Origin of the sequence: Kitasatospora sp. NPDC097605 (assembly GCF_040302725.1) — a bacterium.
GTDB lineage: Bacteria > Actinomycetota > Actinomycetes > Streptomycetales > Streptomycetaceae > Kitasatospora.
The window spans coordinates 1-24,502 of sequence record NZ_JBEOSF010000025.1 but is presented as its reverse complement, the minus strand read 5'-3'; the positions used below and the strand labels follow the sequence as shown (position 1 = coordinate 24,502).

The window sequence follows — 24,502 nt, the reverse complement described above, 5'->3', positions numbered from 1 at the left end:
CCGGCACCCCGTGCGGGGTACCGGGCGCCCGGGTGCCGGCTCAGCCGAGCAGGCGCTTCAGCCGCTCGCCGGCCGCGCCGAGCAGGCCGCGGGCCTCGGCGAGGCGCTCGGGCGTCACCCCGCCGTCCCGGGCCGCGTCGCGGACCTGGTCGCGGAACCGGTCGAGCAGCCGCTCCAGCTCCCGGGCCGGGTCGCCGGCCGGGTCGGTGGCGGTCCACGACGGCAGGTCGGCCGGGGCGGCCCCGCCGGCCGGCTCGTCCTTGTCCAGGTCGATCCGGGTGACGGTGACCCGCTCCGCGGCGGGCGCGCCGGCGGCGGGCCCGGCCTTCTCGCCCTTCTCGCCCTTCTCGTCGGACGGCTGGCCCCAGCGGGCCGCGTCGGCGAGGCCGGCCAGCCCCTTGGTCAGCTCGGAGAGCCCCTCGGCCAGTCCGGTCGGCCAGTCGCCGCGGGCCGCGTGGTCGCGCACCTGCTGCTCGACCCGGCGCTTGATCCGCAGCGCCTCCTGCTGGGCCGCCGTCCGGGCCGCCCTGGACTGCTCGCGCAGCCGGCGGGCCTCCTCCTCGGCCGCCTTGGCCTTGGCCTTGGCGGCCTTCTCCTGCTCCTTGGCGCGCTTGGCCTGCTCCTTGGCCTGCCGCTTGAACTGGGCGAACTCCTCCTTGGCGCGCTGCCAGGCGGCCTGGTCGCCCCACGGCCCGGCCCACGGGTTGCCGGGCTCGCCCCCGTCCTCCGCCTCCGGGCGCGGGGCGCTGCGGCGGGCCTGCTCGGCCGCGCCCCACAGCTCCTCGCGCAGGTCCTTGGCGCTGTCCCGGACGTCCTCGCGGATCGCCCCGGCGAGCTGGGCCACCGAGTCGTGGATCTCCAGCTCCAGCTCGTCGAGCTCGCCCTGCCGGGCGGCGAGCTCGGTGCGGCCCGCGTCGGTGAGCCGGTAGACCTTGCGGCCGCCCTCGGTGCTGTGGGCGACCAGCCCCTCCTGCTCCAGCTTGGCCAGCCGGGGGTAGACGGTGCCGGCGGACGGCGCGTACAGGCCCTGGAAGCGCTCCTCCAGCAGGCGGATCACCTCGTAGCCGTGCCGCGGGGCCTCGTCGAGCAGCTTCAGCAGGTAGAGCCGGAGCCGGCCGTGGCCGAAGACGGGGGTCATGTCAGGCCTCCTTGGTGAGGTCGGGGCCGGTGGACGGGCCGTCCCCGGCGGGCAGCTCCCGGACGACCGCCTGGGCGTCCTCCTCGGCGTCCGGCCGGTGCAGCACGGTGACCGCGCCGGAGACGGTGGTGACCGACAGGCTGCCCTTGCCGTCGCCGAGCTGGCCGGAGAGGCGCTTGGTGCCCCAGCTGCCGCCGACCTTGAGCTGCTCGAAGCTGGAGGAGAGGTCGCCGCTGGTGGTGCCGGCCTCGACCTTGGTGTCGGCCAGCGAGGGGAGCCGGACGCCGACCGCGCCGCTGACCGTGTTGACCTTGATCTCGGTCGGGGCGGCGGCCGCGAGGTCCAGGGTGACCGCGCCGGTGACGGCGTTGGCGGACACCTTCTCGGGGGTGCCGGCGACCACGGTGAGGCGGCCGGAAACGGTGTTGAGCCGGAGCCGGCCGGCCACCGACTGGGCGTCCACGTCGCCGGTGACAGTCCTGGCGTCGGTCTGGCCGGCCAGGCCGACCAGGGTGATGTCGGCGTTGGCGGTCTGGGTCGAGACGTGCCCGGTGAAGCCGGAGACCGTCGTCGTGGCGGAGACGGTGCCGACCTTGACCTCGGTACCGGCCGGCACGGTCAGGGTGACCGCGGCGGTCCGCTTGCGCTTGAAGGAGGAGAAGAAGCCCTTCACCGACTCGACCGACTTGAGGACGTCGCCGAACTCGTTCCAGCTGCTGAGGTCCTTGTAGGTGACGGTGAGCACGCCGTCGACCAGGGTGACGTGCAGCGGCTCGCCCTTGAGCTCGGTGACCTCCAGACGGGCCGGGCCCTCGGCGGCGACCACGTTGACCGTGCCGTCGATGGTCCGCACCTGCAGGGTCCGGACCGTCTCCTCGATGGTGATCCTGTCGGGTCCTTCGACCGTCCACTCGCTCATCTCTGCCGCCTCCCGTTGTCGCACTCGCGATGTATCGCGTTCTCTCTGTTAAAGACGATATATCGCGTAACGGCGAAGTCAAGGGAGTCCCACCCCGAGGCCGACCCGGAGCGTACCCGGAGCGGACCCGGGGCCCCCGCCCCTACGGGGAGCGTGCGACAGGGCCCGGAGGCGGGTGCCTCCGGGCCCTGTCGACGGCCGTTCACCGGGTCATCCGGTCACTCGTCGTCCTCGTCGTCGAGCCGCGCCAGCCAGGTGGCCAGCCGCTCGACCGGGACCTCGAAGTCCGGGTTGAGGTCGACGAACTCGCGCAGGCGCTCGGCCAGCCACTCGAAGGTGACCTCCTCGTCGCCGCGCCGGCTCTCCAGTTCCTCGATGCCGCGGTCGGTGAAGTACACGGGTCGCTCCGGTCCGGTGGGGATAAGACCTGGTCAGGATAGACCGGGTCAGCTCGCGCGGTAGGTGTTCAGGGTGACCTTGGCGGCGCCCGTGGTGGGGTCCGCGACCTCCACGGCGGCGATGGCGATGTTGCGGGTGACCCGGTCGCGGATGCAGAGCAGCCGGCCCGGGGTGACCCGGTTGAACGTCAGGTCGGTGTCCGGCCGGGAGTCGATCGCGAGGGCGCACTGCTCGGGGGTGGTGGTGGCCTCGGTGATCACCGCGAAGTCGGACTTGTTGTCGCCGACGCTCTGGAAGGAGTCGGCCCGGCTGCCGTTGGAGGTGGACTCCCGGTTGAGGCCGAGCCCCCACTTCAGGTCTCCTCCGCGCGGCACCACGGTGCCGGCCGTGAGGTCGATCCGGTAGGCCTCGCTGGAGTACTCGGTGCCCGGGATGGCGAGCGACTTGTTCTCGATCACCGGCTGGTAGCCGACCGGCCGGGCCGGCGCGGTGACCCCGCCGGCCGAGGGCGACTTGCTCGGCGCGGCGCTGACCGGCGCGGAGGTGGCGCTCGGGGTCGCGGTCGCGGAGGGCGTGGCGGCGGGCGGGGTGGTGGCCGTCGGCGGGGCGGCGGGCTGGTCGCTCCCCGGCGTGGCCCGGGCGCTGTTCTGCTTCTCGTCCTTGTCGAGCTTGGACATCAGCACCACGCCCCCGGCCGTGCCGCCGAGCGCCATCACCAGGGCGACGGTCAGCAGCACCTTCCAGGAGACGCCTCCCTTGCGGGCCGGCTCCGGCGCGGGCGCCGGGAGGTCGGCGACCACCGGCCCGGGCGGCGGGGTGTCGTAGGACGGCGGCTCCTGGCGCAGCTGGACGGTCGGCGGGGTGCCGAGCAGCGGGCCGGTGGGCGCCTCGGTGGGCGTCTGCGCGGCGCCGTACGCGCCGAGCGGCGGCGGGACGAAGCCCGGCGGCGGGGTGTCCGGCCGGCCGGGGCCGAATCCGGGCGGCGGCGGGCCGAAGGACGGCGCGGTGGCCTGGTGGGTCGGCGGGGCGCCCGGCGGCGGGGTCGCGGCGAAGGACGGGCCGGTCGGCGGGGCGGCCGGGGGAGCGGGCGGCGCGGCGGGCGCGGCCGGCAGCGGGGTGGGCGGCGTCTTCGGCAGGTCCGAGCGGCGGGTGATCTCGGTGCTGACCTGCTTGGGCAGCCAGTCGTCGGAGAACCGCAGCTGGCCGCCGACGCTCGGGTGGTTGCGGGCGATGTCGATGATCTCGGCCGGCTTCGGCCGGTCCTCGGGGGACTTCGCGAGGCAGCGCAGGACCAGCTCGCGCAGCCCGGCCGGGACGGCGTCCAGGTCGGGCTGCTCGTGCACCACCCGGTAGAGCACCGCGGTGTCCGGGCCGTCGCCGAACGGCGCGGCGCCGCCCGCCACGTACGCGGCCAGCGCGCCGAGCGCGAACACGTCGGTGGCCGGGGTGACCGGACGGCCCTGGGCCTGCTCGGGCGACATGAAGGCGGGTGAGCCGATCCGGTAGCCGGTGCCGGTGAGCGCGGTGGCGTCGGCGGCCCGGGCGATGCCGAAGTCGATCACCCGCGGGCCGTCGCCGGCCACCAGCACATTGGCCGGCTTGAGGTCGCGGTGGACCACCTCGACGCTGTGGATCGCCTGCAGCGCCTCGGCGATGCCGCCCATCAGCAGCAGCACGGTGCGGACCGGCAGCGCGCCGTTCTCGCGCACCACCTGCTGCAGGGACGGGCCGGGCACGTACGCGGTGACCAGCCACGGGGCGTCGCCGTCCAGGCCGCCGGAGTCGATCACCTGGGCGGTGTAGAGGCCGTGGATCCGCTGGGCGTTGGACACCTCCTGGGCGAACCGGCGGCGGAACTCGCCGTCCTCGGCGAACTCCGGACGGACCACCTTGAGCGCCACCGGCCGGCCGCCGGGCGTGTACGAGAGGTAGACCCGGCCCATGCCGCCGGCCCCGAGCCGGGCGAACAGCCGGTAGCCGCCGACCTCCCGGGGGTCGTCCGGAAGCAACGGCTGGAACACCGGCGGGAGCGGTGCGGAGGGTGGCGTGTCGGCGGTCATGCGTTGATCCCCCTGGGAGAGCGGTGAGGTCCACCGACCGCCGGGAGCGGGCACGGCGACGGGCGCCCGGGCGGCGGTCTGGCGCTCCATAACCTATCGACCCGTCAGGACTCCGCGCAGGTCGGTGCCGGTTTGGTTGCAGAGCTGGGACCTTCGCACACACCCCGTGCACCCCGGAACGGCGGCGGCCCCCCGTTCCCCCGGAATGCGGGGGAACGGGGGGCCGTGGTGCAGGCACTCACGCGGCCGACCGGAGGGTCAGAGCGTGAAGATCTCCTCCAGCAGCTGCTGCTGCTCGGCGGCGTGCCGCTTGGCCGAGCCGACCGCCGGGGCCGAGGAGGCCGTGCGGGCGACGCGGCGCAGGCGCGAGCCGCCGGCGCTGCGGCCGATGACGACCTGCAGGTGGTCGACCAGGTTCATGGCGATGAACGGCCAGGCACCCTGGTTGGCCGGCTCCTCCTGGGCCCAGACGAACTGGACGTCCTCGCCGTAGCGGGCCAGCTCCTCCTGGAGCTCGGCCACCGGCAGCGGGTAGAGCCGCTCGACCCGGACGATCGCCGTGTCGGTGATGCCGCGCTCGGCGCGGGCCGCCTCGACGTCGTAGTAGAACTTGCCGGCGGTGATGACCACCTTGCGGACCTGCGCCGGGTCGACGGTGGTGTCGCCGATGACCGGGCGGAACGAGCCGGACAGGAACTCCTCGGTCGAGCTCGCCGCGGCCTTCAGACGCAGCATCGACTTCGGGGTGAAGACGACCAGCGGCTTGTGGTGCGGGTTGTGCGCCTGCCAGCGGAGCAGGTGGAAGTAGTTCGACGGCAGGGTCGGCATGGCGACCGTCATGTTGTTCTGCGCGCACAGCTGCAGGAAGCGCTCCGGGCGGGCGGACGAGTGGTCCGGGCCCTGGCCCTCGTAGCCGTGCGGCAGCAGCAGGGTGACGCCGGAGTGCTGGCCCCACTTCTGCTCGGCGGAGGCGATGTACTCGTCCACCATGGTCTGCGCGCCGTTGACGAAGTCGCCGAACTGCGCCTCCCACATGACCAGCGCGTTCGGGCGGGTCAGCGAGTAGCCGTACTCGAAGCCCATCGCCGCGTACTCGGACAGCAGGCTGTCGTACACGGTGTAGCGGGCCTGGTCCTCGGTGAGGTACTGCAGCGGGGTGTAGTCCTCGCCGGTGGCCCGGTCGATCAGGACGGCGTGCCGCTGGCCGAAGGTGCCGCGGCGGCTGTCCTGGCCGGCCAGGCGGACCGGGTGGCCCTCCATGAGCAGCGAGCCGATGGCGAGGGTCTCGCCCATCGCCCAGTCGATGGTGTTGTCCTCGACCGAGCCGGCGCGGCGCTGCAGCTGCGGCAGCAGGCGCGGGTGGACGGTCAGCCAGTCCGGCAGGTTGACCTGCGAGGCGGCGATCCGCTTGACCATCTCCTGGGAGATGCCGGTGCGGATGGTCACCGGGAAGTCGGCGACCGGCTTGCCGCCGGTGGCGGAGGCCGGCGCCTGGGCGGCGTCGCGGACCTCGGCGAACACCTTCTCCAGCTGGCCCTGGAAGTCCTGGAGCGCCTGCTCCGCCTCTTCCATGGTGATGTCGCCGCGACCGATCAGGCCCTCGGTGTACAGCTTGCGCACCGAGCGCTTCTTGTCGATCAGGTCGTACATCAGCGGCTGGGTGAACGACGGGTTGTCGGCCTCGTTGTGACCGCGGCGGCGGTAGCAGATGAGGTCGATCACCACGTCCTTGTGGAACTCCTGGCGGAACTCGAAGGCGAGCCGCGCGACGCGGACCACGGCCTCCGGGTCGTCGCCGTTCACGTGGAAGATCGGGGCCTCGATCATGCGGGCCACGTCGGTGCAGTACATCGAGGAGCGGCTGGAGGCCGGGGCGGCGGTGAAGCCGACCTGGTTGTTCACCACGACGTGCACGGTGCCGCCGGTGCGGTAGCCGCGCAGCTGCGACATGTTCAGGGTCTCCGCGACGACGCCCTGGCCGGCGAAGGCCGCGTCGCCGTGGATCTGGATCGGCAGCACCGGGAAGGTGGTGCCGCCCTGGTCCAGGATGTCCTGCTTGGCGCGGGCGATGCCCTCGACGACCGGGTCCACGGCCTCCAGGTGGGAGGGGTTGGCGGCCAGCGAGACCTTGATGGTCTCGCCGTCCAGGCCGGTGAAGGTGCCCTCGGAGCCCAGGTGGTACTTCACGTCGCCGGAGCCGTGCATCGACTTCGGGTCGAGGTTGCCCTCGAACTCGCCGAAGATCTTGCCGTACGGCTTGCCGACGATGTTGGCCAGCACGTTCAGGCGGCCGCGGTGGGCCATGCCGATGACGGCCTCGTCGAGGCGGTGCTCGGCGGCGGCGTCGATGGTGGCGTCGAGCAGCGGGATGAGCGACTCGCCGCCCTCCAGCGAGAAGCGCTTCTGGCCGACGTACTTGGTCTGCAGGAAGGTCTCGAAGGCCTCGGCGGAGTTCAGCCGGCGCAGGATGCGCAGCTGCTCCTCGCGCTCGGGCTTGGTGTACGGCTTCTCCAGGCGGTCCTGCAGCCACTTGCGCTGCTTCGGGTCCTGGATGTGCATGTACTCGATGCCGACGGTGCGGCAGTAGGTGTTGCGCAGCAGGCCGAGGATGTCGCGGAGCTTCATCATCCGCTGGCCGCCGAAGCCGCCGACCGCGAACTCGCGCTCCAGGTCCCACAGGGTGAGGCCGTGGGTGGTGACGTCCAGGTCGGGGTGCTTGCGCTGCTTGTACTCCAGCGGGTCGGTGTCGGCCATGAGGTGGCCGCGGACCCGGTAGGAGTGGATCAGCTCCATGACGCGGGCGGTCTTGTTGACCTCGTCGTCGTGGGTGGTGGCGACATCGGTGGCCCAGCGGACCGGCTCGTACGGGATCCGCAGCGACTCGAAGATCTCGTCGTAGAAGCCGTTCTGGCCGAGCAGCAGCTGGTGGATCGTGCGCAGGAACTCGCCGGACGCCGCGCCCTGGATGACGCGGTGGTCGTAGGTCGAGGTCAGCGTCATGATCTTGGAGACGCCGAGGCGGGCCAGGGTCTCCGGGGCGGAGCCCTGGAACTCGGCCGGGTACTCCATGGCGCCGACGCCGACGATGGTGCCCTGGTTCTGCATGAGGCGCGGCACGGAGTGCACGGTGCCGATGCCGCCGGGGTTGGTCAGCGAGACCGTGACGCCGGTGAAGTCGTCCATGGTCAGCTTGTTGGCGCGGGCCCGGCGGACGATGTCCTCGTAGGCCTGCCAGAAGCCGAAGAAGTCGAGGGTCTCGGCCTTCTTGATGGCCGCGACGACGAGCTGGCGGTCGCCGTTCGGCTTGACCAGGTCGATGGCCAGGCCGAGGTTCACGTGCTCGGGCTTGACCAGGTAGGACTTGCCGTCCTCCACCTTGTAGCTGTGGTTCATGCCCGGGGAGGCCTTGACGGCCTGGACCAGGGCGTAGCCGATCAGGTGGGTGAAGGAGACCTTGCCGCCGCGGGCGCGCTGCAGGTGGTTGTTGATGACGATGCGGTTGTCGATCAACAGCTTCGCCGGGACGGCGCGCACCGAGGTCGCGGTGGGCACCTCCAGCGAGGCGTCCATGTTGGTGGCGACGGCCTTGGCCGGGCCGCGCAGCTGGACCAGCTCGGGGCCGGTGGCCTCGGCGGCGGGCGCGGGCGCCGGGGCGGCGGCCTTGGGGGCCGGCGGAGCGGCGGGGGCGGCGGCGAGCGGCGCGGCGACCGGGGCGGGCTGCACCGGTGCGGGGGCGGCCGGAGCGGCGGGGGCCTGGACGGCCGGAGCTGCGGCGGGCGCGGGGGCGGCGGCGGGGGTCGGCGTAGCGCCGGCCTGGGTCGCGGCCTGGGTCACTGGGGTCACCTCGGTACCGGGCTTGTAGTCGGCGAAAAAGTCCCACCAGGCTCGGTCGACCGAGTTCGGGTCCTGGAGGTACTGCTGGTAGATCTCGTCGACGAGCCACTCATTGGGGCCGAAGCCAGTGGAGCTTGCCGAGCTGTTGGGGTGTTCAGGGGACTGTGGCGACACGGCGGCAACCGCCCTCTTCCGCTTCCTTTTGGGATGTTTGGACAGCGGGGATTAAGGCTACGCCTCCGACCAGTGATCGCGCAGTCCCCGGGGCGCAGGCGTCGCCCAGATCACAGTCCTGACCTGCGGTTTGGCTGAAAATGTGCGTTAGAAACCCGGATCGGAGGGGAAGCGACCGGTTCCGACCACCCACCAAATGCGGTCAAAAACGGACAAAGTAGGTTTTGGGCCCCGGGCGAAGCTCTGTGTCGGATCTGTGACATTCGTCCGCTTCACCCGGAGCCCGGGTCCCGCACCCGCCGCTCAGCGCGGGCCGGGCAGCCGGACCTCGATCCGGCAGCCCCGGGCCGCCTCGGCCACCTCGATCCGCCCGCCGTGCAGGTCCACCGCCCAGCGGGCGATGGCCAGGCCGAGCCCGGTCCCGCCGTCCGCGCCCGGCCCGGCGGCGGTCGCGGTGCCGCTGCGGCCGAACCGCTCGAAGACCCTGGTCCGGTCCGCCGCGGGGATGCCGGGACCCTCGTCCTCGACCTCCAGCAGCAGCGCGCCCGGCCCCTCGCCGGGGCGGGCGCGGACCGTCACGGTGCCGCCGGGCGGGGAGTGCTTGCAGGCGTTGTCGACCAGGTTGGCGACCACCTGGTGGAGCCGTTCCGGGTCGGCGACGCCGGTCAGGCCGGTCGGGCTCACCTCCAGCGCGAGCCGGACGTCCCCGCGCCGGGAGAACGCCCCGCCCGCCGTGGCGCCGTCCACGGTGACCCCGCGCAGCACGCCGTCCAGGAACTCCCGCACCTCGAAGGGGCGGGCGTCCAGGTCGACCACGCCGTCGTCGATCTTGGAGAGGTCGAGCAGGTGGGTGACCAGCCGGCCGAGCCGCTCGGTCTGCTCCAGCGCGGCACCCAGGGTCGCCGGGTTGGGCTGGACGACGCCGTCGACCACGTTCTCCAGCACGGCGTGCAGCGCGGCGATCGGCGTGCGCAGCTCGTGCGAGACGTTGGCGACCAGTTCGCGGCGGTGCCGGTCGGCCGCCTCCAGGTCGGCCGCCATCTGGTTGAAGGTGGCGGCCAGCTCGCCGATCTCGTCGCGCGAGTTCACCTCGACCCGGCGGCTGTAGTCGCCGGAGGCCATCGCGCGGGCGGCGGCGGTCATGTCGCGCAGCGGAGCGGTCAGCCCGTGCGCGAGGAACTGCATGAAGAGCAGTGAGGCGATCATCGAGAAGATCATGATGATCCGGATCTGGGTCTCGGACCGGATCGCCACGACCACCATGCCGGTGGCCAGGAAGACCGAGACGATCACCAGGAGGGCGAGTTTGCCCTTGATCGAGCGGACCGGGTCGAGCGGCCGGATGTCGGCCCAGACCCGTTTCGCGGCGCGGGCGGCCAGGGTGGGCGGCCGGCTGCCGTCGAGATCCCCGTTGCGTTGCTGTGGAAAGGTCATTGGTCCCCTGTGATCCCCCGCGTGGGTGCGCACGGCGGTCCGGGACACGGGCCCCCCGGCGGCCCGGTGTCCGAAGGTGTGCCGCTACGAGAGCGGGGCCTCCAGCGCGTATCCGACGCCGTGCACGGTGCGGATCCAGCTGGCGCCGATCTTCCGGCGCAGCGCCTTGACGTGGCTGTCGACGGTGCGGGTGCCGGACGCGTCCGTCCAGTCCCAGACCTCGGCCAGCAGCTGCTCGCGGGTGAGCACGGCGCGCGGCTGGGCGGCGAGGCAGGCGAGCAGGTCGAACTCGGTCGGCGTCAGGTGGACGTCGCCCGAGGCCAGCCGGACCCGGCGCTGCACGTGGTCGATCTCCAGCTCGCCGAAGCGCAGGCTGCCCAGCGCGGGCGTCCGGGCGGCCTGCTGGGCGCGCTCGACGCGGCGCAGCAGCACGTTGACCCGGGCGGCCAGTTCGCGCATGGAGAAGGGCTTGGTCATGTAGTCGTCGGCGCCGACGCCGAGGCCGACCAGCAGGTCCGTCTCGTCGTCCCGCGCGGTGAGCATCAGGACCGGTACCGGGCGCTGGGCCTGGATCCGGCGGCACACCTCGAGGCCGTCGAAGCCGGGCAGCATGATGTCGAGGACGACGAGGTCGGGCTGCCAGGTGTGGAAGCCGTCGACGGCGCCCGGGCCGTCGTGGGCCACGGCGACCTTGAAGCCCTCCGCGCCCAGCCGGGCCGCGATGGACTCGGCGATCGTGGGCTCGTCCTCGACCACCAGCACTCTGCGCTGACTGCTCACCGTGCCGCCGGCGTTCTGGTTGTCCTGCTGCATTTCTGTCACGGTCACGCCACCGCCCCCAGGGCTGCGGGCCGGCCATCTCTGTGGGGATGGCGAAGGCTCCGCTCGTAGTCTTGTTCCGTCGTGGACTGTGCCGGGTCCGCCGTCCCGTCGCGTTTCGCGGGATCGGCGAGCGCGCGTGCGCCGCTCACCTCTCCCGCACACCTCGCAGCGTACGGACAGCGGGTGATTCCCGGCAGGTGGACCGGACATTTCCGGCCCGCGGGCCGGCTTGCCGGGCCGACCGTCGGACCCACTCGGAAGTGGGCACGGGCCGATACCTTACCCGGCGTTTTTTCACTCCGTGACGGTATGTATGCACATCAGTCGGCGCCAAGCCGCCGGTCAGCGGGGATGGGAGTCCGTATAGGGGGAGAAGGTCTGGACCAATTCGACCACCCCGCGAACCGGCCGCGCACAGCGTTCTCCCAGCGGGCTCCCAGGCGCCGGTCGTACCGTGACCACGACAAATCGCGGGGGCGGGATTTCCCGGGCGCGCCGGTACGTTGGACACGCGCGGGGACGAGGCGGCTGCGGGCGGTGAGCGGAGGCGGCATGACGGAGCGGCAGGTGCGCGCCGGGCGCGGCGGGCCGCCGCCGTACGGCATGCTCCGGCACGGCCTGCGGGCCGGGACGGTCCACTGGCTGCTCGCGCGGGTGCCGACCCCCCGGCGCAACCCCTTCGCGCTCGGCTACCTCGCCGTGGTCGGCGCCACCACCACCTTCGCCGGGCTGGCCGACCCGGACCTCGTGCACCGGCTCCAGGAGGCGTCCAGCTCGGACGGGCACAACCTGCTGCAGCACCCGCTGCGGGCGCTGGTGTTCAGCGGCTTCTGGGTGGCCGGACCGGACTGGGTGCCCTACCTGTGGGCCTTCGCCCTCACCGTCGCGCCGCTGGAGCGCCGGGTCGGCCCGGCCCGGGCGGCCGCCGTCTTCGCCGCCGGGCACATCGGCGCCACCCTGCTCTCCCAGGGTGTGGTGATCGTCGCGGTGGAGAGCGGGCGGCTGGAGCCGGCCGCGATGGACTACCTGGACATCGGCGTCAGCTACGGCGTGCTGGCCAGCCTCGGCGCGCTGGCCGGGCTGCTGCGGCCGGGCGGGCGGGTGGTCGTGCTCGGGCTGGCCGCGGCGCTGATCGCCGAGCAGATCGCCGGCGACCGGGACCTCGTCACCGGTGTCGGACACCCGGCGGCGCTGCTGACCGGGGTGGCGCTGTGGCGGTGGCTGCGCCGCTGGGACGGGACCCGGCCGCGCAGTACCCGGCTCGGAGCGTCCGCCGGGCGCCCCCGGACGAACCCCGCGCCGGCGTCCGCGCCGCGCCGGGCGGCGGTGCTGGAGCGCTTCTGAGCCGGTCCCCGCCCGGTTTTTGACGGGAGGACCAGGGATCCTTCACCGTTCGCTCACGGCGAACGCACCCCGGGGAACATCCGGCGGCCGCGTGGCCTTAGTCAGGTCGACTCAAGTTCGCTGACTGGGGAGAGATCATGGCATCGATGTCCACACCGCTCACCCTGCCCGTGCTGCCGCTCGACGACGAGGTCGTCCTGCCGGGCATGGTGGTCCCGCTGGACCTGAAGGACACCGAGGTCCGCGCCGCCGTCGAGGCCGCGCGCGCCGCCGCCACCGGGAAGCCCCAGGTCCTGCTGGTCCCGCGGGTGGACGGCTCGTACGCGGCGGCCGGCACCCTCGCCACCGTCGAGCAGGTCGGCCGGCTGGCCGACGGCGACCCGGCCGCGCTGGTCCGCGCGGTGCGCCGGGTGCGGATCGGCGTCGGCACCACCGGGCCGGGCGCCGCGCTCTGGGTGGAGACCACGCCGTTCCGGGAGTCCTCGGTCGGCACCCCGGTGGCCGGGCGCGCCGCCGAACTGGTCAGGGAGTACAAGAGCCTGTCCACCCAGTGGCTGCGCAAGCGCGGCGCCTGGCAGATCGTCGACCGGGTGGCCGCCATCGAGGGCGTCGGCGAGCTCGCCGACAACATCGGCTACGCCTCCTTCGTCACCGCCGAGCAGAAGCTCAAGGTGCTGCTGGAGGCCGACCAGGTCGCGCGACTGGAGTACGCGCTCGGCCTGCTCCGCGACCACCTCGCCGAGGAGGAGGTCAACGACACCATCCGCAAGGACGTCGAGGAGGGCGTCGCCAAGCAGCAGAAGGAGTTCCTGCTCCGCCGCCAGCTGGAGGCCGTCCGCAAGGAGCTGGCCGAGCTGAACGGCGACCCGGCCGGCGAGGAGGACGACTACCGCGCCCGGGTCGAGGCCGCCGACCTGCCCGAGAAGGTCCGCGAGGCCGCGCTCAAGGAGGTCGACAAGCTGGAGCGTTCGAGCGAGCAGTCGCCCGAGGGCTCGTGGATCCGCACCTGGCTGGACACCGTCCTGGAGCTGCCCTGGAGCGAGCGCACCGAGGACTCCTACGACATCGCCGGCGCCCGCGCGGTGCTGGACGCCGACCACGCCGGACTGGCCGACGTGAAGGAGCGCATCGTCGAGTACCTGGCCGTCCGCAAGCGCCGGGCCGACCAGGGGCTCGGGCAGGTCGGCGGCCGCCGGGGAGGCGCGGTGCTGGCGCTGGTCGGCCCGCCCGGCGTCGGCAAGACCTCGCTCGGTGAGTCGGTGGCCCGCGCCATGGGCCGTACGTTCGTCCGGGTCGCGCTCGGCGGGGTCCGGGACGAGGCGGAGATCCGCGGCCACCGGCGCACCTACGTCGGCGCGCTGCCCGGCCGGCTGGTCCGCGCCATCAAGGAGGCCGGCTCGATGAACCCGGTCGTCCTGCTCGACGAGATCGACAAGGTCGGCTCGGACTACCGGGGCGACCCGGCCGCCGCCCTGCTGGAGGTGCTCGACCCGGCGCAGAACCACACCTTCCGCGACCACTACCTGGAGGTCGAGCTGGACCTCTCCGACGTGGTCTTCCTCGCCACCGCCAATGTGCTGGAGGCCATCCCCGAGCCGCTGCTCGACCGGATGGAGCTGGTCCGGCTGGACGGCTACACCGAGGACGAGAAGGTCGTCATCGCCCGCGACCACCTGCTCCCGCGCCAGCTGGAGAAGGCCGGACTGGGCGGCGGCGAGGTCGCGGTCGAGGAGCCGGCGCTGCGCCGGCTGGCCGGCGAGTACACCCGCGAGGCCGGCGTCCGGAACCTCGAACGGGCCATCGCCCGGGTGCTGCGCAAGATCGCCGCGCAGCACGAGCTGGGGGAGCGCGAGCTGCCCGCCGCGATCGGCGCCGAGGACCTGCGCGCCCTGATCGGCCGGCCGCACCACGTCCCGGAGGCGGCCCAGGAGCCCGCCGAGCGGCGCACCGCGGTGCCCGGCGTGGCCACCGGCCTGGCGGTCACCGGGGCCGGCGGCGACGTCCTCTACATCGAGGCCTCGCTCGCCGACGCCGAGACCGGCGGCACCGGGCTGACCCTGACCGGCCAGCTGGGCGACGTCATGAAGGAGTCCGCGCACATCGCGCTCTCCTACCTGCGCTCGCGCGGCGCCGAGCTGGAGCTGCCGGTCACCTCGCTGCGCGACCGCGGCGTGCACCTGCACGTCCCGGCCGGGGCCGTCCCCAAGGACGGGCCGAGCGCCGGCATCACCATGACCACGGCGCTGGCCTCGCTGCTCTCCGGGCGCAAGGTGCGCAACGACGTGGCGATGACCGGGGAGGTGTCGCTGACCGGGCGGGTGCTGCCGATCGGCGGGGTGAAGCAGAAGCTGCTCGCCGCCGACCGGGCCGGGATCACCACGGTGATCATCCCCAAGCGCAACGAGCCCGACCTGGACGACGTCCCGGCGGAGGTGCTGGAGCGGCTGACCGTGCACCCGGTCGCGGACGTCCGGGAGGTGCTGGCGCTGGCCCTGGAGCCGGCCGCCGTGCTGGTGGCGGCGGCCTGACCGGCCGGCCCGCGGACCGCCCCGCGGCCCGTCCGTCCCGGCACTCCGCCGGACGGGACGGGCCGCGGGGCGCGTGCCAGACTGCGAGGGTGCCGTCCTTGACCCAGCGCGTCCTGGCCCGGGTGCCGGAGCGGGTGCGACCCCTCCTGGTCCGGCACCGGAGCCTGGTGAAGTTCCTGCTGGTCGGCAGCGGCTGCTTCGCGCTGACGCTGCTGATCAACTACGCGCTGCGGCTCACCGTGCTGGCGCACAAGCCGGTGGCGGCGCTCACCGTGGCGACGGTGGCCGGCACCGCCGTCTCCTACCTGCTCAACCGGCGGTGGGCCTTCCGTTCCTCCTGGCGGCGGCGGGAACCGGTGCTGTTCCTGCTGGTGAGCGCGATCGCCATCGGCGTCAACGTGCTGCCGCTGATCGTCTCGCGCTACCTGTTCGACCTGCGCGAGCCGTGGGTCAGCCCGGTCACCCAGGAGGTGGCCGACTTCCTGAGCGGGATGGTGCTGGGCACCTTCGCGGCGATGATGTTCCGCTTCTGGGCCATGCGGCGCTGGGTCTTCACCCGGGTGGAGCAACCCGTCCCGACCGTCGGCGGGGCGGGCCCCGACGGCTGGCCATAGGCTCGCAGGCGGGGGCGGTCGACGGTTCGCGGACGGGGTCGGCCGGGGCAGCCAGCGGAAGCCGGAGCGGGTGAGGGCGATGCGTGAGACGGACGTCCCCCGGGGGACCGGGCCGGCCAGCCAGCAGGGGATGCGCCGGGCCAACCTGGCGCTGGTACTCCGGGTGATCACCCGCACCCCGCGCTCACGCGCCGAGGTGGCCGCCGAGAGCGGGTTGACCCGGGCCGCCGTCTCCTCGCTCGCCGAGGAGCTGATGGCGGCCGGACTGGTGGTCGAGGAGGGGCCCACCACCCCCAGCGGCAAGGTCGGCCGCCCCGGCACCGCGCTCGGGCTCAACCCGGACGGCCCGGCCGGCCTCGGCGCCGAGATCGGGGTGGAACACCTAGGCGCCTGCGTGGTCGACCTGCGCGGCGAGGTCCGCGCCTGGCGCCGCCAGGAGATCCGCAACCGGGACCGGCGGCCCGCCGCCGTGATGGCCGATCTCGCCGAACTGCTCCGCCGGGCCGCCACCGACGCCGGGCTGCGCCCGGCCGGGCTGGCGCTGGCCGTGCCCGGACTGGTCGGGGCCGACGGCGCGCTGCTCCAGCGGGCCGCCAACCTGGACTGGCGGGACGTGCCGGTCGCCGCCGAACTGCGGCTCGCGCTGCGCGCCGCCAACGCCGAGGACCTGGCCGAGCTCCCGCTGCGGGCCGACAACGAGGCCAACCTCGGCGGGCTCGCCGAGCTCTGGCTGGGCGGCGGGCCGGAACACTTCCTGCACGTCTCCGCCGAGGCCGGGATCGGTTCGGCGATCGTCGTCGACGGGCGGCTGCTGCGCGGCGCGCGCGGCTACGCGGGCGAGCTGGGCCACGTCCCGGTGCACCCCGGCGGGCCGCGCTGCGCCTGCGGGGCGCACGGCTGCCTGGAGCAGTACGCGGGGGAGTCGGCGGTGCTGCGCGCGGCCGGGCTCGAGGGCATCCGGGGCGACTGGGTGGCGCTGCTCGCCGAGCGGGCCGAGGCCGGGGACGCGGAGGTGCGGGCGGCGCTCGGCGGCGCCGGGACCGCGCTGGGCATCGCGGCGGCCGGGGCGGTCAACCTGCTCGACCCGTCCGAGGTGGTGCTGGGCGGCGGCTACGCCCAGCTGGCGCCCTGGCTGCTGCCCGCGATGCGCACCGAGCTGGCCGCCCGGGTGACCGTCCGCCCCTGGTCGCACGAGCGGCTGACGGTCTCCCGGCTGGGCCGCCGCGGCCCCCTGCTGGGGGCCGCGGTCGGCGTGGTCCGGGCGCTGCTCGCCGACCCGGGCCGGCTGGCGGACCAGTCCCGGTAGGGCCGGCGGAGCGGTCCCGGCGGGGCCTCAGCCCTTGACCAGCTCGCGGCTCAGGCGCGAGGGCCTGCCGAGGACGGCGGCGAAGGTGATGCCGACGCCGACCAGCGCCCAGGCCAGCAGGACCAGCAGCGGCTGGGTCAGCGCGGTGCCGTCGAAGTAGGCGATCGAGCGGGTCGCGTCGGTGCCGGCGCCGTTCGGGAACCAGGCGCCGATCGCCCGCCAGAACGGCGGCATCAGCGGCGGCGGGAAGACGCCGCCGGCGCTGGGGTTGCCGAGCACCACGAAGAGCAGCACCGCGACGCCGATGCCGATGATGTCGAACAGGCACTGCATGGCCATGGTGAACGCGCCGACCGCGAAGACCACCAGCGCGCCGACGGCGGAGAGCGCCCAGAACGGGCCGGGCAGCGCGTCCAGGATCGTCTGGACGATCAGCGCGCCGCCGATGCCGGCCGCGAGCGAGTACAGCGCCAGCGTGCCGAGCCGGATCAGCGCCCGGTGGGTGTTGGCCGGCTTGGCGCCGGCGCTGACGCCGAGGATCGAGGCGACCAGGTAGCCGCCGACGCACCAGCCGATCACCAGGTAGAAGGAGGAGAGGCCGTTGGCGTCGCCCTTGGCGAGCGGCACGACGTCCTGGACCACGACGGTGCGGCCCTGGCTCTTCTCCAGCCCGGTGACGATGCTCTCGGCGGCCTTGGCGGCGGAGGTCCCGCGCGCGTTGGCGACCAGCAGCACGTCCTCGGTGGAGGCCGGGTTCACCACCAGCGCGGCGTAGATCTCCTGGTCCTTGAGCCGCTGGGTGGCGCTCTCCGCGTCCGGCGCGGTGGAGGCCTTCACGGCGTTGTCCGGGACCGACTCCAGGCCCTGGACCAGCTGCGGGGCGACCTGCGGCGGGGCGACCACCGCGATCGACAGCTCGTGCGGCTTCGGCTGGTGCAGCGCGCCCACGTAGGAGGTGACGAAGCCCAGCTGGAGGAGCAGCACGCCGATCACCAGCAGTGCGGCGCGCGGGGTGACCGCGCCCTTCAGCTCGGCGGCGAAGCCCTTCTTCGGTTCCGGCCCGGCGGTGCGCTCCGGTGCCGCGGTGGGCCCTGGTTCCTGCTGCCCTGGGGCGCTCATGCACATCTCCTTGCGTATGGGGGGAAACCGGGTACTTAATAGCATGAACTAGTTTCGCCGAGGTTTCTCCCGCGCCGGGGGCGCCCCGGGTGTGCTGCGGGATACTGGCGCGGTGAGTACGCCGAACGAAGACCGCGTCGAGGACCGGCGGGGCGAGGACCCCCTGATGGCGGTCGAGCGCGAGGTGGGGGTGCTGTTCCGGCGCGGCCGGGCCCGGATGTCCGAGCTGTCCCGCCGGGTCCACCCCCAGCTGGAGGGCATGGCGTACAGCCTGCTGAGCTACGTCGAACAGGCCGGTCCGGTGCGGGTGACCGACGTCGGCCTGCACTTCGCGGTCGGCAAGGCGACGATCAGCCGGCAGATCCGGGCGCTGGAGGAGCTGGGCCTGCTGGCCCGCGAGGCGGATCCGCAGGACCGCCGCTCCGCTCGGGTCTCGCTCACCGAGGACGGCCGGCGGCGCTTCCTGACCGCCCGGACGGCGCGGATGGGCCGGGTGCGGGAGCTGATGGACAGCTGGCCGGAGGAGGACGTGGTGCGCTTCGCCGAGCTGCTGCACCGCTTCAACGACGTGGTCGGCGAGGCGGCCGTACCGGCCGGCTGAGCGGCGGACGCCAGGGGCCCGGACCGGGATCGGTCCGGGCTTTACTTGTTCTTGACGAATGTTGCCTAGGTCAACCATCGGCCTTATGGTTGCCACAGGCAACTATTCCGAAGGACCTCGATGACCGTCACCGCCACGCCTGCCGCGACCGGAGCCGCCGACACGACCGACCAACCGATGACGCACCGGCAGGTGTTGGAGGCTCTCTCCGGCCTGCTGCTCGGCCTCTTCGTCGCCGTGCTCTCGTCGACCGTCGTCTCCAACGCGCTCCCGCGCATCCTCACCGACCTGCACGGCGGCCAGTCCGCCTACACCTGGGTGATCACCGCGACGCTGCTCACCCTCACCGCCTCCACCCCGATCTGGGGCAAGCTCTCCGACCTCGCCAGCAAGAAGCTGCTGCTGCAGATCGCGCTGGTCATCTACATCGCCTCCTCCGCGCTGGCCGGCCTCTCCCAGAACACCGGCCAGCTGATCGCCTGCCGCGCCCTCCAGGGCATCGGCGCCGGCGGTGTCACCGCCCTCGCCCAGATCTGCCTGGCCGCGATGGTCCCGCCGCGCGAGCGCGGCCGGTACAGCGGCTACTTCGGCGCCGTCTTCGCGCTGGCCACCATCGGCGGCCCGCTGATCGGCGGCGTCATCGTGGACACCTCCTGGCTCGGCTGGCGCTGGTGCTTCTACGTCGGCATCCCGTTCGCGCTGCTCGCGATCCTGGTGCTGCAGCGCACCCTGAAGCTGCCCGTGGTCAGGCGTCAGGTGAAGATCGACTACCTCGGCGCCCTGGTGATCACCGGCGCGGTCAGCCTGCTGATGATCTGGATCACCCTGGCCGGCAAGAACTACGCCTGGCTCTCCTGGCAGACCGCGGCCATGGTCGGCGGCGGCCTGCTGCTCGGCGCGCTCGCCGTCGTGGTCGAGCGCCGCGCCGCCGAGCCGATCATCCCGCCGCACCTGTTCCAGCACCGGACGGTCACCCTCGCCGCGCTGGCCAGCGTCCTGGTCGGCATCGGGATGTACGGCGCGACCACCTTCCTCAGCCAGTACTTCCAGCTCGCCCGGGACAAGTCGCCGACGGTGGCCGGCCTGATGACCCTGCCGATGATCCTCGGCCTGGCCGTCTCCTCCACCGTCGCCGGCAAGCTGATCACCAAGTACGGCAAGTGGAAGGCCTACCTGGTCGCCGGCACGCTGCTGCTGGCCGTCGGCTTCGGCCTGCTCGGCACCGCCCGGGCCGACACCGACTACGTCCTGCTCTCCGTCTACATGGCGGTCACCGGCGTCGGCCTCGGCCTCACCATGCAGAACCTCGTCCTCGCCGTCCAGAACACCGTGCCGCGCGCCGAGCTCGGCGCGGCCAGCTCGGTGGTCACCTTCTTCCGCACCATGGGCGGCGCGATGGGCGTCTCGGCGCTCGGCGCGCTGATGAACAACCGGGTCGGCCACTACCTCGCCGAGAACCTGGCCGACGCGGGCGTCCCGGCGGGCGGCGGCTCGCTCGGCGGCGGCATCCCGGACCTGCACAAGCTGCCCGCGCAGCTGGTGCCGCTGGTCACCGACGCGTTCGGGCACGGCGTCGGCGTGATCTTCCTGGTCGCGGCGCCGTTCGCGCTGCTGGCCTTCGTCACCGTGCTGTTCATCCGCGAGACCGCGCTGCGCACCGGCCAGGACTGACGCCGCCGGGTGCCGCAACGCCGGAGGGCCGGAAGTGGTGATCCACTCCCGGCCCTCCGGCGTGCTGTCGGGCGGCCGCGCGCGTGCCGGGCCCCGTCACCGCGCGGTTCGCGCGGGAGGCGGCGCGGGGTGCCGGGGGCGGACCGCGCTCGTCGCCCACGGCGAGGCGGGACCGGCCGGCCGGGGCGTCGCGGAACGCCGGGGGGCCGGGAGCGGTGATGCGCTCCCGGCCCCCGGCGTTCCGACTACTTGTTGGCGATCAGCGACAGGCCGTAGAGGACGGCCGCGCCGCAGACCGCGAAGCAGGTGTACGCGCCGGCCAGGGCCAGCCGGCCGCCGGTCACCGCGGTGCCCGGGCCGGCCGCCTCACGGCGCGCGGTGAGCGCGGCCTCGCGGCGGGACAGGGCCAGGATGCCGAGCGCGAAGACGGCGACCACGCCGACGGTGATGCCGAAGCTGACACCGGCGGTCTGGGCCAGGGCGTTCCACTTGATGTGCATGGTGTTGAAGCTCCTCAGCCGGCGGCGGTCAGGCCGCGACCGTGGTCGAGGCGGGGGTGGTCGGGGCGGGCACGGCGGCCGGGGCGACCTCGACCGGGGTGACGTCGGTGGTGTCGTTGACGTTGTCCGCGTCGACCGGCTGGCGGCGGGAGATGACCCACATCGCGGCCGAGCCGGCCACCAGTGCGGCGCCGACCAGGGCGACGCCCCAGTTGCCCCGCTCGGCCAGGTAGGCGGCGAGTCCGCCCACGGTGGCGGCGGCGGGCAGGGTCAGGCCCCAGGTGTAGACCATGCGGCGGACCATGCCCCAGCGCAGCTCGGCCTTCGGGCCGCCGAGGCCGGCGCCCATGATGCCGCCGGAGCAGACCTGGGTGGTGGAGAGGCCGAAGCCCATGCTGGAGGAGGTCAGGATGACCGTGGCGGCGGCCGACTCGGAGGCGAAGCCCTGACGCGGGGTGATGTCCGCCAGGCCGCTGCCCATCGAGCGGATGATCCGCCAGCCGCCCATGTAGGTGCCCAGCGCGATCGCGGCACCGGCCGAGACGATGACCCAGGTGGGGGGCAGCGCGCCCTTCGGCAGGGCGCCGACCGAGACCAGGGTCAGGGTGATGATGCCCATCGTCTTCTGGGCGTCGTTGGTGCCGTGCGCCAGCGAGATAAGCGAGGAGGAGAAGATCTGGCCGGTGCGGAAGCCCTTGCCGACGGTCTCCTCGCCGCTCTTGCGGGTGATCGCGAAGGCGAGCTTGGTGGCGCCCCAGGAGGCCAGGCCGGCCACCAGCGGGGAGGCGACGGCCGGGATGAGGATCTTGCTGACCACGGTGTCGAAGTTGACGCCGTTGGCGCCGACGCCGACCACGGTGGCGCCGATCAGGCCACCGTAGAGCGCGTGCGAGGAACTCGACGGCAGACCGCGCAGCCAGGTCAGCAGGTTCCAGAGGATGGCGCCGGCCAGTGCGGCGAAGATGATCTCCGGATGGATGCCGGTCTTCTCGTTGACGATGCCACCGGAGATGGTGGTGGCGACCTTCACGGACAGGAACGCGCCCGCGAAGTTGAGGAGGGCCGCGATGGCGACCGCGATCTTCGGCCGGAGGGCTCCCGTCGCGATGGAGGTGGCCATCGCGTTGGCGGTGTCGTGGAACCCGTTGGTGAAGTCGAAGGCGAGCGCCGTGATGATCACAACGGCCACCAGGAACGAGATGTGTTCCATACCCAAACAATCGTCGTAGTTGTCGCACTGACGTTGGTGTCGTGCGCGACGGTAGGGACGCTTGGTGAACGGAAGGTGAACTGGCATCGGAATCGAGGTTCCGACGGTGTCGGAGGGGTTGCCGGGACCTTTCTGATGGGTGGCGTCCGCCGTGCTGAGCAGGACATTAGTGGAGATCCGTCCGCTTCGCCCCATTTGCTGAGAGCTGCCTCACACGTTGCCCCGCGGGCAGGGCGAAAAATTCACCGAGCCGTACGGGTGCGGTCTGTTTCCGGCGAGTAACCCGTGGCAGGATCAGCCGGAGGTCCGGGGACGCCGGAGCGCGGGCGGGCGGGGAGGACGAGACCCATGGGCGGGGCGGTACGGCGTGCGGAGCCGACGGGCGGACGACTGACGGGCGCGGCCGGGGGCGGGCGACCCGCCTGGGTCCGGGCGGCACTGCGCTGCGGGGCCGTCCTCGCGGCCGCCGCGCTGTCGCTTCCGCTGGCCACCGGTGCGGCCTGGGCCGACCCGGCCCCGACGGCCACCACCGCTCCTCCGGTCGCCGACGCCGCGGGCGACCCGCTCGCGCAGGCCAAGGCCACCCTCGGCCCGCTGCTCGACCAGCTGCACGCGCTCTACCAGGGCGCCGAGGCGGCCACCGAGCAGTACAACGCGGCCGTCGACAAGGTCGCCGTGCAGCAGGCCGCGCTCGCCGAGCTCAAGGGCAAGCTGGAGCGCCAGCAGAAGCAGGTCGACGCCGGCACCGACATCGCCGCCCAGCTCGCCGCCGCCCAGTACCGCAACGGCTCCGCCTCCGCCTACGCCGAGCTGCTGCTCTCCAAGGACCCGTACGAGGCCGTCACCATCGCCGAGCTGCTCGCCGCCGCCAGCCGCTCGCAGAACGAGTTCCTCAACAAGCTGACCGCCGACCGCGACGCGCTGGGCGTGCTGCAGAAGCAGAACGAGGAGGCGCTCGGCACCTCGCAGGCGCTGGTCACCCAGCAGGACGCCGCCAAGGCCAAGGTCGCCGCCGACCTCGCCGCCGTCGAGCAGCTGGTCTCCTCGCTCACCGGTGCCCAGCGCGCCGAGCTGGAGCAGGTCGAGAAGGCGAAGGCCGATGAGGCCCAGCTCGCCTTCCTCGCCACCGGGGTGCTCGGCCAGGGCGAGCGCACCCCCTCGCTGGGCGGGCGGGCCGCGGTCGCCTGGGCGCTCGCCCAGCTGGGCAAGCCGTATGTGTGGGGCGGCGCCGGGCCGGACGTCTTCGACTGCTCGGGGCTCACCTCGCAGGCCTGGCTGCACGCCGGCAAGCCGATCCCGCGCACCAGCCAGGAGCAGTGGGCGCAGCTCCAGCACGTTCCGCTCAACCAGCTGCGGCCGGGCGATCTGATCATCTACTTCGAGGGCGCCACGCACGTCGCGATGTACATCGGCGGCGGGCTCGTGGTGCACGCGCCGCGGCCGGGCTCGTACGTCAAGGTCGGGCCGATCGGGGCCAACCCGATCCTCGGCGCGGTCCGGCCGGACCCGGACGGCGCGGCCGACAACGCGGGCGGCGCCTGGAAGGTGCCGGACCTGCCGGCCGGCTGGGACGCGGTCACGCCGATCGCGTCCAGCCCGTTGAACCAGCCGCCGGTCGACCCGGGGACGCCGGTGCCGCCGGTCGTCCCGGTGGTGCCGGTCACTCCGACGACCCCGACCCCGGGCACGCCGGACCCGTCCACGCCCACCCCGACGCCGGGCACCCCGGACCCGACCGGCACCCCGACGGGGACGCCCACCGGTACGCCTACGGGGACGCCGACCGGCACTCCCACGGGCACGCCGACCGAGACCCCGACGTCCACCCCGACCGGTACGCCTACGGGGACGCCGACCGGCACTCCCACGGGCACGCCCATGGAGACCCCGACGTCCACCCCGACGTCCACTCCGACCGGCACGGGTACCGGCTCGCCGACCGCCACCGGCTCCTCCACCGCCACGGCCTCGGGCAGCGCCTCTGCCACGGGTTCGGCCTCGGGGAGCCTTTCGCCCACCCAGAACTGACCCGCCGCCGGTGACGTTCGGGGCCCATCTGCGGCGGGCGAGCTCGGGCATCCTGGAACGGCTGCCCGAGCGGGTGAGGTCCGAGGTCTACGTCCTCGCCTTCAACATCTGGCGGACGGACGCCGACGACCGGCGTCCGTACGTCGACATCGGCCACAACACCGAGAGCCGGTACCGGGCGGCGGCGGACGCCGACCCGGACGAAGCGCGCTGGAACTACGCCCACTGGATCCTGGAGGGCTTCGACCGGCTCGGCCACGTCCCCGAGGACCCGGTCGGCGGCGCGCTGTGGGAGGCGGAGGCCGGGCGGTCGGGCCTCTGGTACGACGGCCCGTTCGACCTCGGCCGCCGCCTGGACGACGCCGGGGTCGCCGCCAAGGCGGACCGGCTGCGGGCCCACTTCCAGGAGACCGTGATCGCCCTCGCCCGCGACCTGAACGCGAGCGGCACCGTAGCGCGGATCTTCGGCCGCCCCCTGCCCATCGTCGTGTTCGACATGGACAGCCCCGGCTGGGAGGAAGAGGCCACCACGGCCGCCAACCCACCCGACCTCATCGCCGACTTCCTGACGTACTACGACGGCTGACCACCTCCTGCTCCTGGCCCTCGCGGCACGCCGATCAGCCACAGAGAGAACCGCCGGCCGCGCCCGGGCCGGAGTAGGAAGTCGGTGAGGCCGACTTCCTACTCCGCATCTGTCCACCCCCCTCTCACCCGGTCTCGGCGGCCCTCGCTCGGTTCGAGCCAGGAAGGTCAGCCGGGCCTCGTCCTGACCGGAGAGCACCCGCAGCTCGACACCGG

General features: G+C 73.5%; 18 protein-coding genes. 8 read left to right on the top strand and 10 right to left on the bottom strand.

Going from position 1 to position 24,502, the window contains the following annotated elements:
- Positions 1–40: 40 nt before the first annotated feature.
- The 7 genes from ABTX81_RS25660 to ABTX81_RS25630 all read right to left on the bottom strand — a co-directional run bounded on the left by ABTX81_RS25660 (position 41) and on the right by ABTX81_RS25630 (position 10,771).
- A complete protein-coding gene (locus ABTX81_RS25660; protein ID WP_350549723.1) occupies positions 41–1,138 on the bottom strand; it encodes a PadR family transcriptional regulator in 1,098 nt (365 codons plus the stop codon).
- Between the two features lies 1 nt (position 1,139).
- Positions 1,140–2,057, bottom strand: coding sequence for a DUF4097 family beta strand repeat-containing protein (locus ABTX81_RS25655; RefSeq protein ID WP_350549721.1), 918 nt, complete (start codon positions 2,055–2,057; stop codon positions 1,140–1,142).
- A gap of 218 nt (positions 2,058–2,275) precedes the next feature.
- On the bottom strand, positions 2,276–2,455 hold the full coding sequence (locus ABTX81_RS25650; RefSeq protein ID WP_030309148.1) for a DUF6104 family protein: 180 nt from the start codon (positions 2,453–2,455) through the stop codon (positions 2,276–2,278).
- Positions 2,456–2,503: 48 nt separating this feature from the next.
- Positions 2,504–4,516, bottom strand: coding sequence for a serine/threonine-protein kinase (locus ABTX81_RS25645; protein ID WP_350549718.1), 2,013 nt, complete (start codon positions 4,514–4,516; stop codon positions 2,504–2,506).
- A gap of 258 nt (positions 4,517–4,774) precedes the next feature.
- Positions 4,775–8,524: a multifunctional oxoglutarate decarboxylase/oxoglutarate dehydrogenase thiamine pyrophosphate-binding subunit/dihydrolipoyllysine-residue succinyltransferase subunit gene (locus ABTX81_RS25640; RefSeq protein ID WP_350549716.1), complete on the bottom strand. Its 3,750-nt coding sequence runs from the start codon at positions 8,522–8,524 to the stop codon at positions 4,775–4,777.
- Between the two features lie 303 nt (positions 8,525–8,827).
- Positions 8,828–9,958, bottom strand: coding sequence for a sensor histidine kinase (locus tag ABTX81_RS25635; protein ID WP_350549714.1), 1,131 nt, complete (start codon positions 9,956–9,958; stop codon positions 8,828–8,830).
- 84 nt (positions 9,959–10,042) lie between these two features.
- On the bottom strand, positions 10,043–10,771 hold the full coding sequence (locus ABTX81_RS25630) for a response regulator transcription factor (protein WP_350549711.1): 729 nt from the start codon (positions 10,769–10,771) through the stop codon (positions 10,043–10,045).
- A 561-nt stretch (positions 10,772–11,332) separates the two neighbouring features.
- Between ABTX81_RS25630 and ABTX81_RS25625 the strand changes: the two genes are divergently transcribed.
- From ABTX81_RS25625 to ABTX81_RS25610, 4 genes are all read left to right on the top strand, one after another.
- The gene (locus tag ABTX81_RS25625; protein ID WP_350549708.1) at positions 11,333–12,124 is read left to right on the top strand and encodes a rhomboid-like protein; all 792 of its coding nucleotides are present in this window, start codon (positions 11,333–11,335) and stop codon (positions 12,122–12,124) included.
- 137 nt (positions 12,125–12,261) lie between these two features.
- Complete coding sequence (gene lon, locus ABTX81_RS25620; protein ID WP_350549705.1) at positions 12,262–14,652, top strand: endopeptidase La; 2,391 nt, start codon at positions 12,262–12,264, stop codon at positions 14,650–14,652.
- Positions 14,653–14,741: 89 nt separating this feature from the next.
- Entirely contained in the window at positions 14,742–15,266 is a 525-nt protein-coding gene (locus tag ABTX81_RS25615; protein ID WP_350549702.1) for a GtrA family protein, read from the top strand.
- A gap of 79 nt (positions 15,267–15,345) precedes the next feature.
- Positions 15,346–16,572, top strand: coding sequence for an ROK family protein (locus ABTX81_RS25610; protein WP_350549699.1), 1,227 nt, complete (start codon positions 15,346–15,348; stop codon positions 16,570–16,572).
- Between the two features lie 27 nt (positions 16,573–16,599).
- Here ABTX81_RS25610 and ABTX81_RS25605 read toward each other — a convergent pair whose 3' ends face one another.
- Positions 16,600–17,691 (bottom strand): ABC transporter permease, encoded by a 1,092-nt coding sequence (locus tag ABTX81_RS25605; protein ID WP_350549697.1) that lies wholly within the window; start codon positions 17,689–17,691, stop codon positions 16,600–16,602.
- Between the two features lie 112 nt (positions 17,692–17,803).
- Between ABTX81_RS25605 and ABTX81_RS25600 the strand changes: the two genes are divergently transcribed.
- Entirely contained in the window at positions 17,804–18,292 is a 489-nt protein-coding gene (locus tag ABTX81_RS25600; RefSeq protein WP_350549694.1) for a MarR family winged helix-turn-helix transcriptional regulator, read from the top strand.
- A gap of 177 nt (positions 18,293–18,469) precedes the next feature.
- Positions 18,470–19,963 (top strand): MDR family MFS transporter, encoded by a 1,494-nt coding sequence (locus ABTX81_RS25595; protein ID WP_502892860.1) that lies wholly within the window; start codon positions 18,470–18,472, stop codon positions 19,961–19,963.
- Positions 19,964–20,208: 245 nt separating this feature from the next.
- On the opposite strand, the gene ABTX81_RS25590 is transcribed toward ABTX81_RS25595, so the two are convergent.
- Together ABTX81_RS25590 and ABTX81_RS25585 are read right to left on the bottom strand one after the other, a co-directional pair.
- On the bottom strand, positions 20,209–20,463 hold the full coding sequence (locus tag ABTX81_RS25590) for a hypothetical protein (protein ID WP_350549688.1): 255 nt from the start codon (positions 20,461–20,463) through the stop codon (positions 20,209–20,211).
- A 28-nt stretch (positions 20,464–20,491) separates the two neighbouring features.
- Complete coding sequence (locus ABTX81_RS25585) at positions 20,492–21,673, bottom strand: inorganic phosphate transporter (protein ID WP_350549686.1); 1,182 nt, start codon at positions 21,671–21,673, stop codon at positions 20,492–20,494.
- A gap of 348 nt (positions 21,674–22,021) precedes the next feature.
- Here ABTX81_RS25585 and ABTX81_RS25580 point away from each other — a divergent pair, with 348 nt between their 5' ends.
- Positions 22,022–23,701, top strand: coding sequence for a C40 family peptidase (locus tag ABTX81_RS25580; RefSeq protein WP_350549683.1), 1,680 nt, complete (start codon positions 22,022–22,024; stop codon positions 23,699–23,701).
- Between the two features lie 10 nt (positions 23,702–23,711).
- Positions 23,712–24,287: a hypothetical protein gene (locus ABTX81_RS25575; RefSeq protein WP_350549680.1), complete on the top strand. Its 576-nt coding sequence runs from the start codon at positions 23,712–23,714 to the stop codon at positions 24,285–24,287.
- Positions 24,288–24,502: the final 215 nt, after the last annotated feature.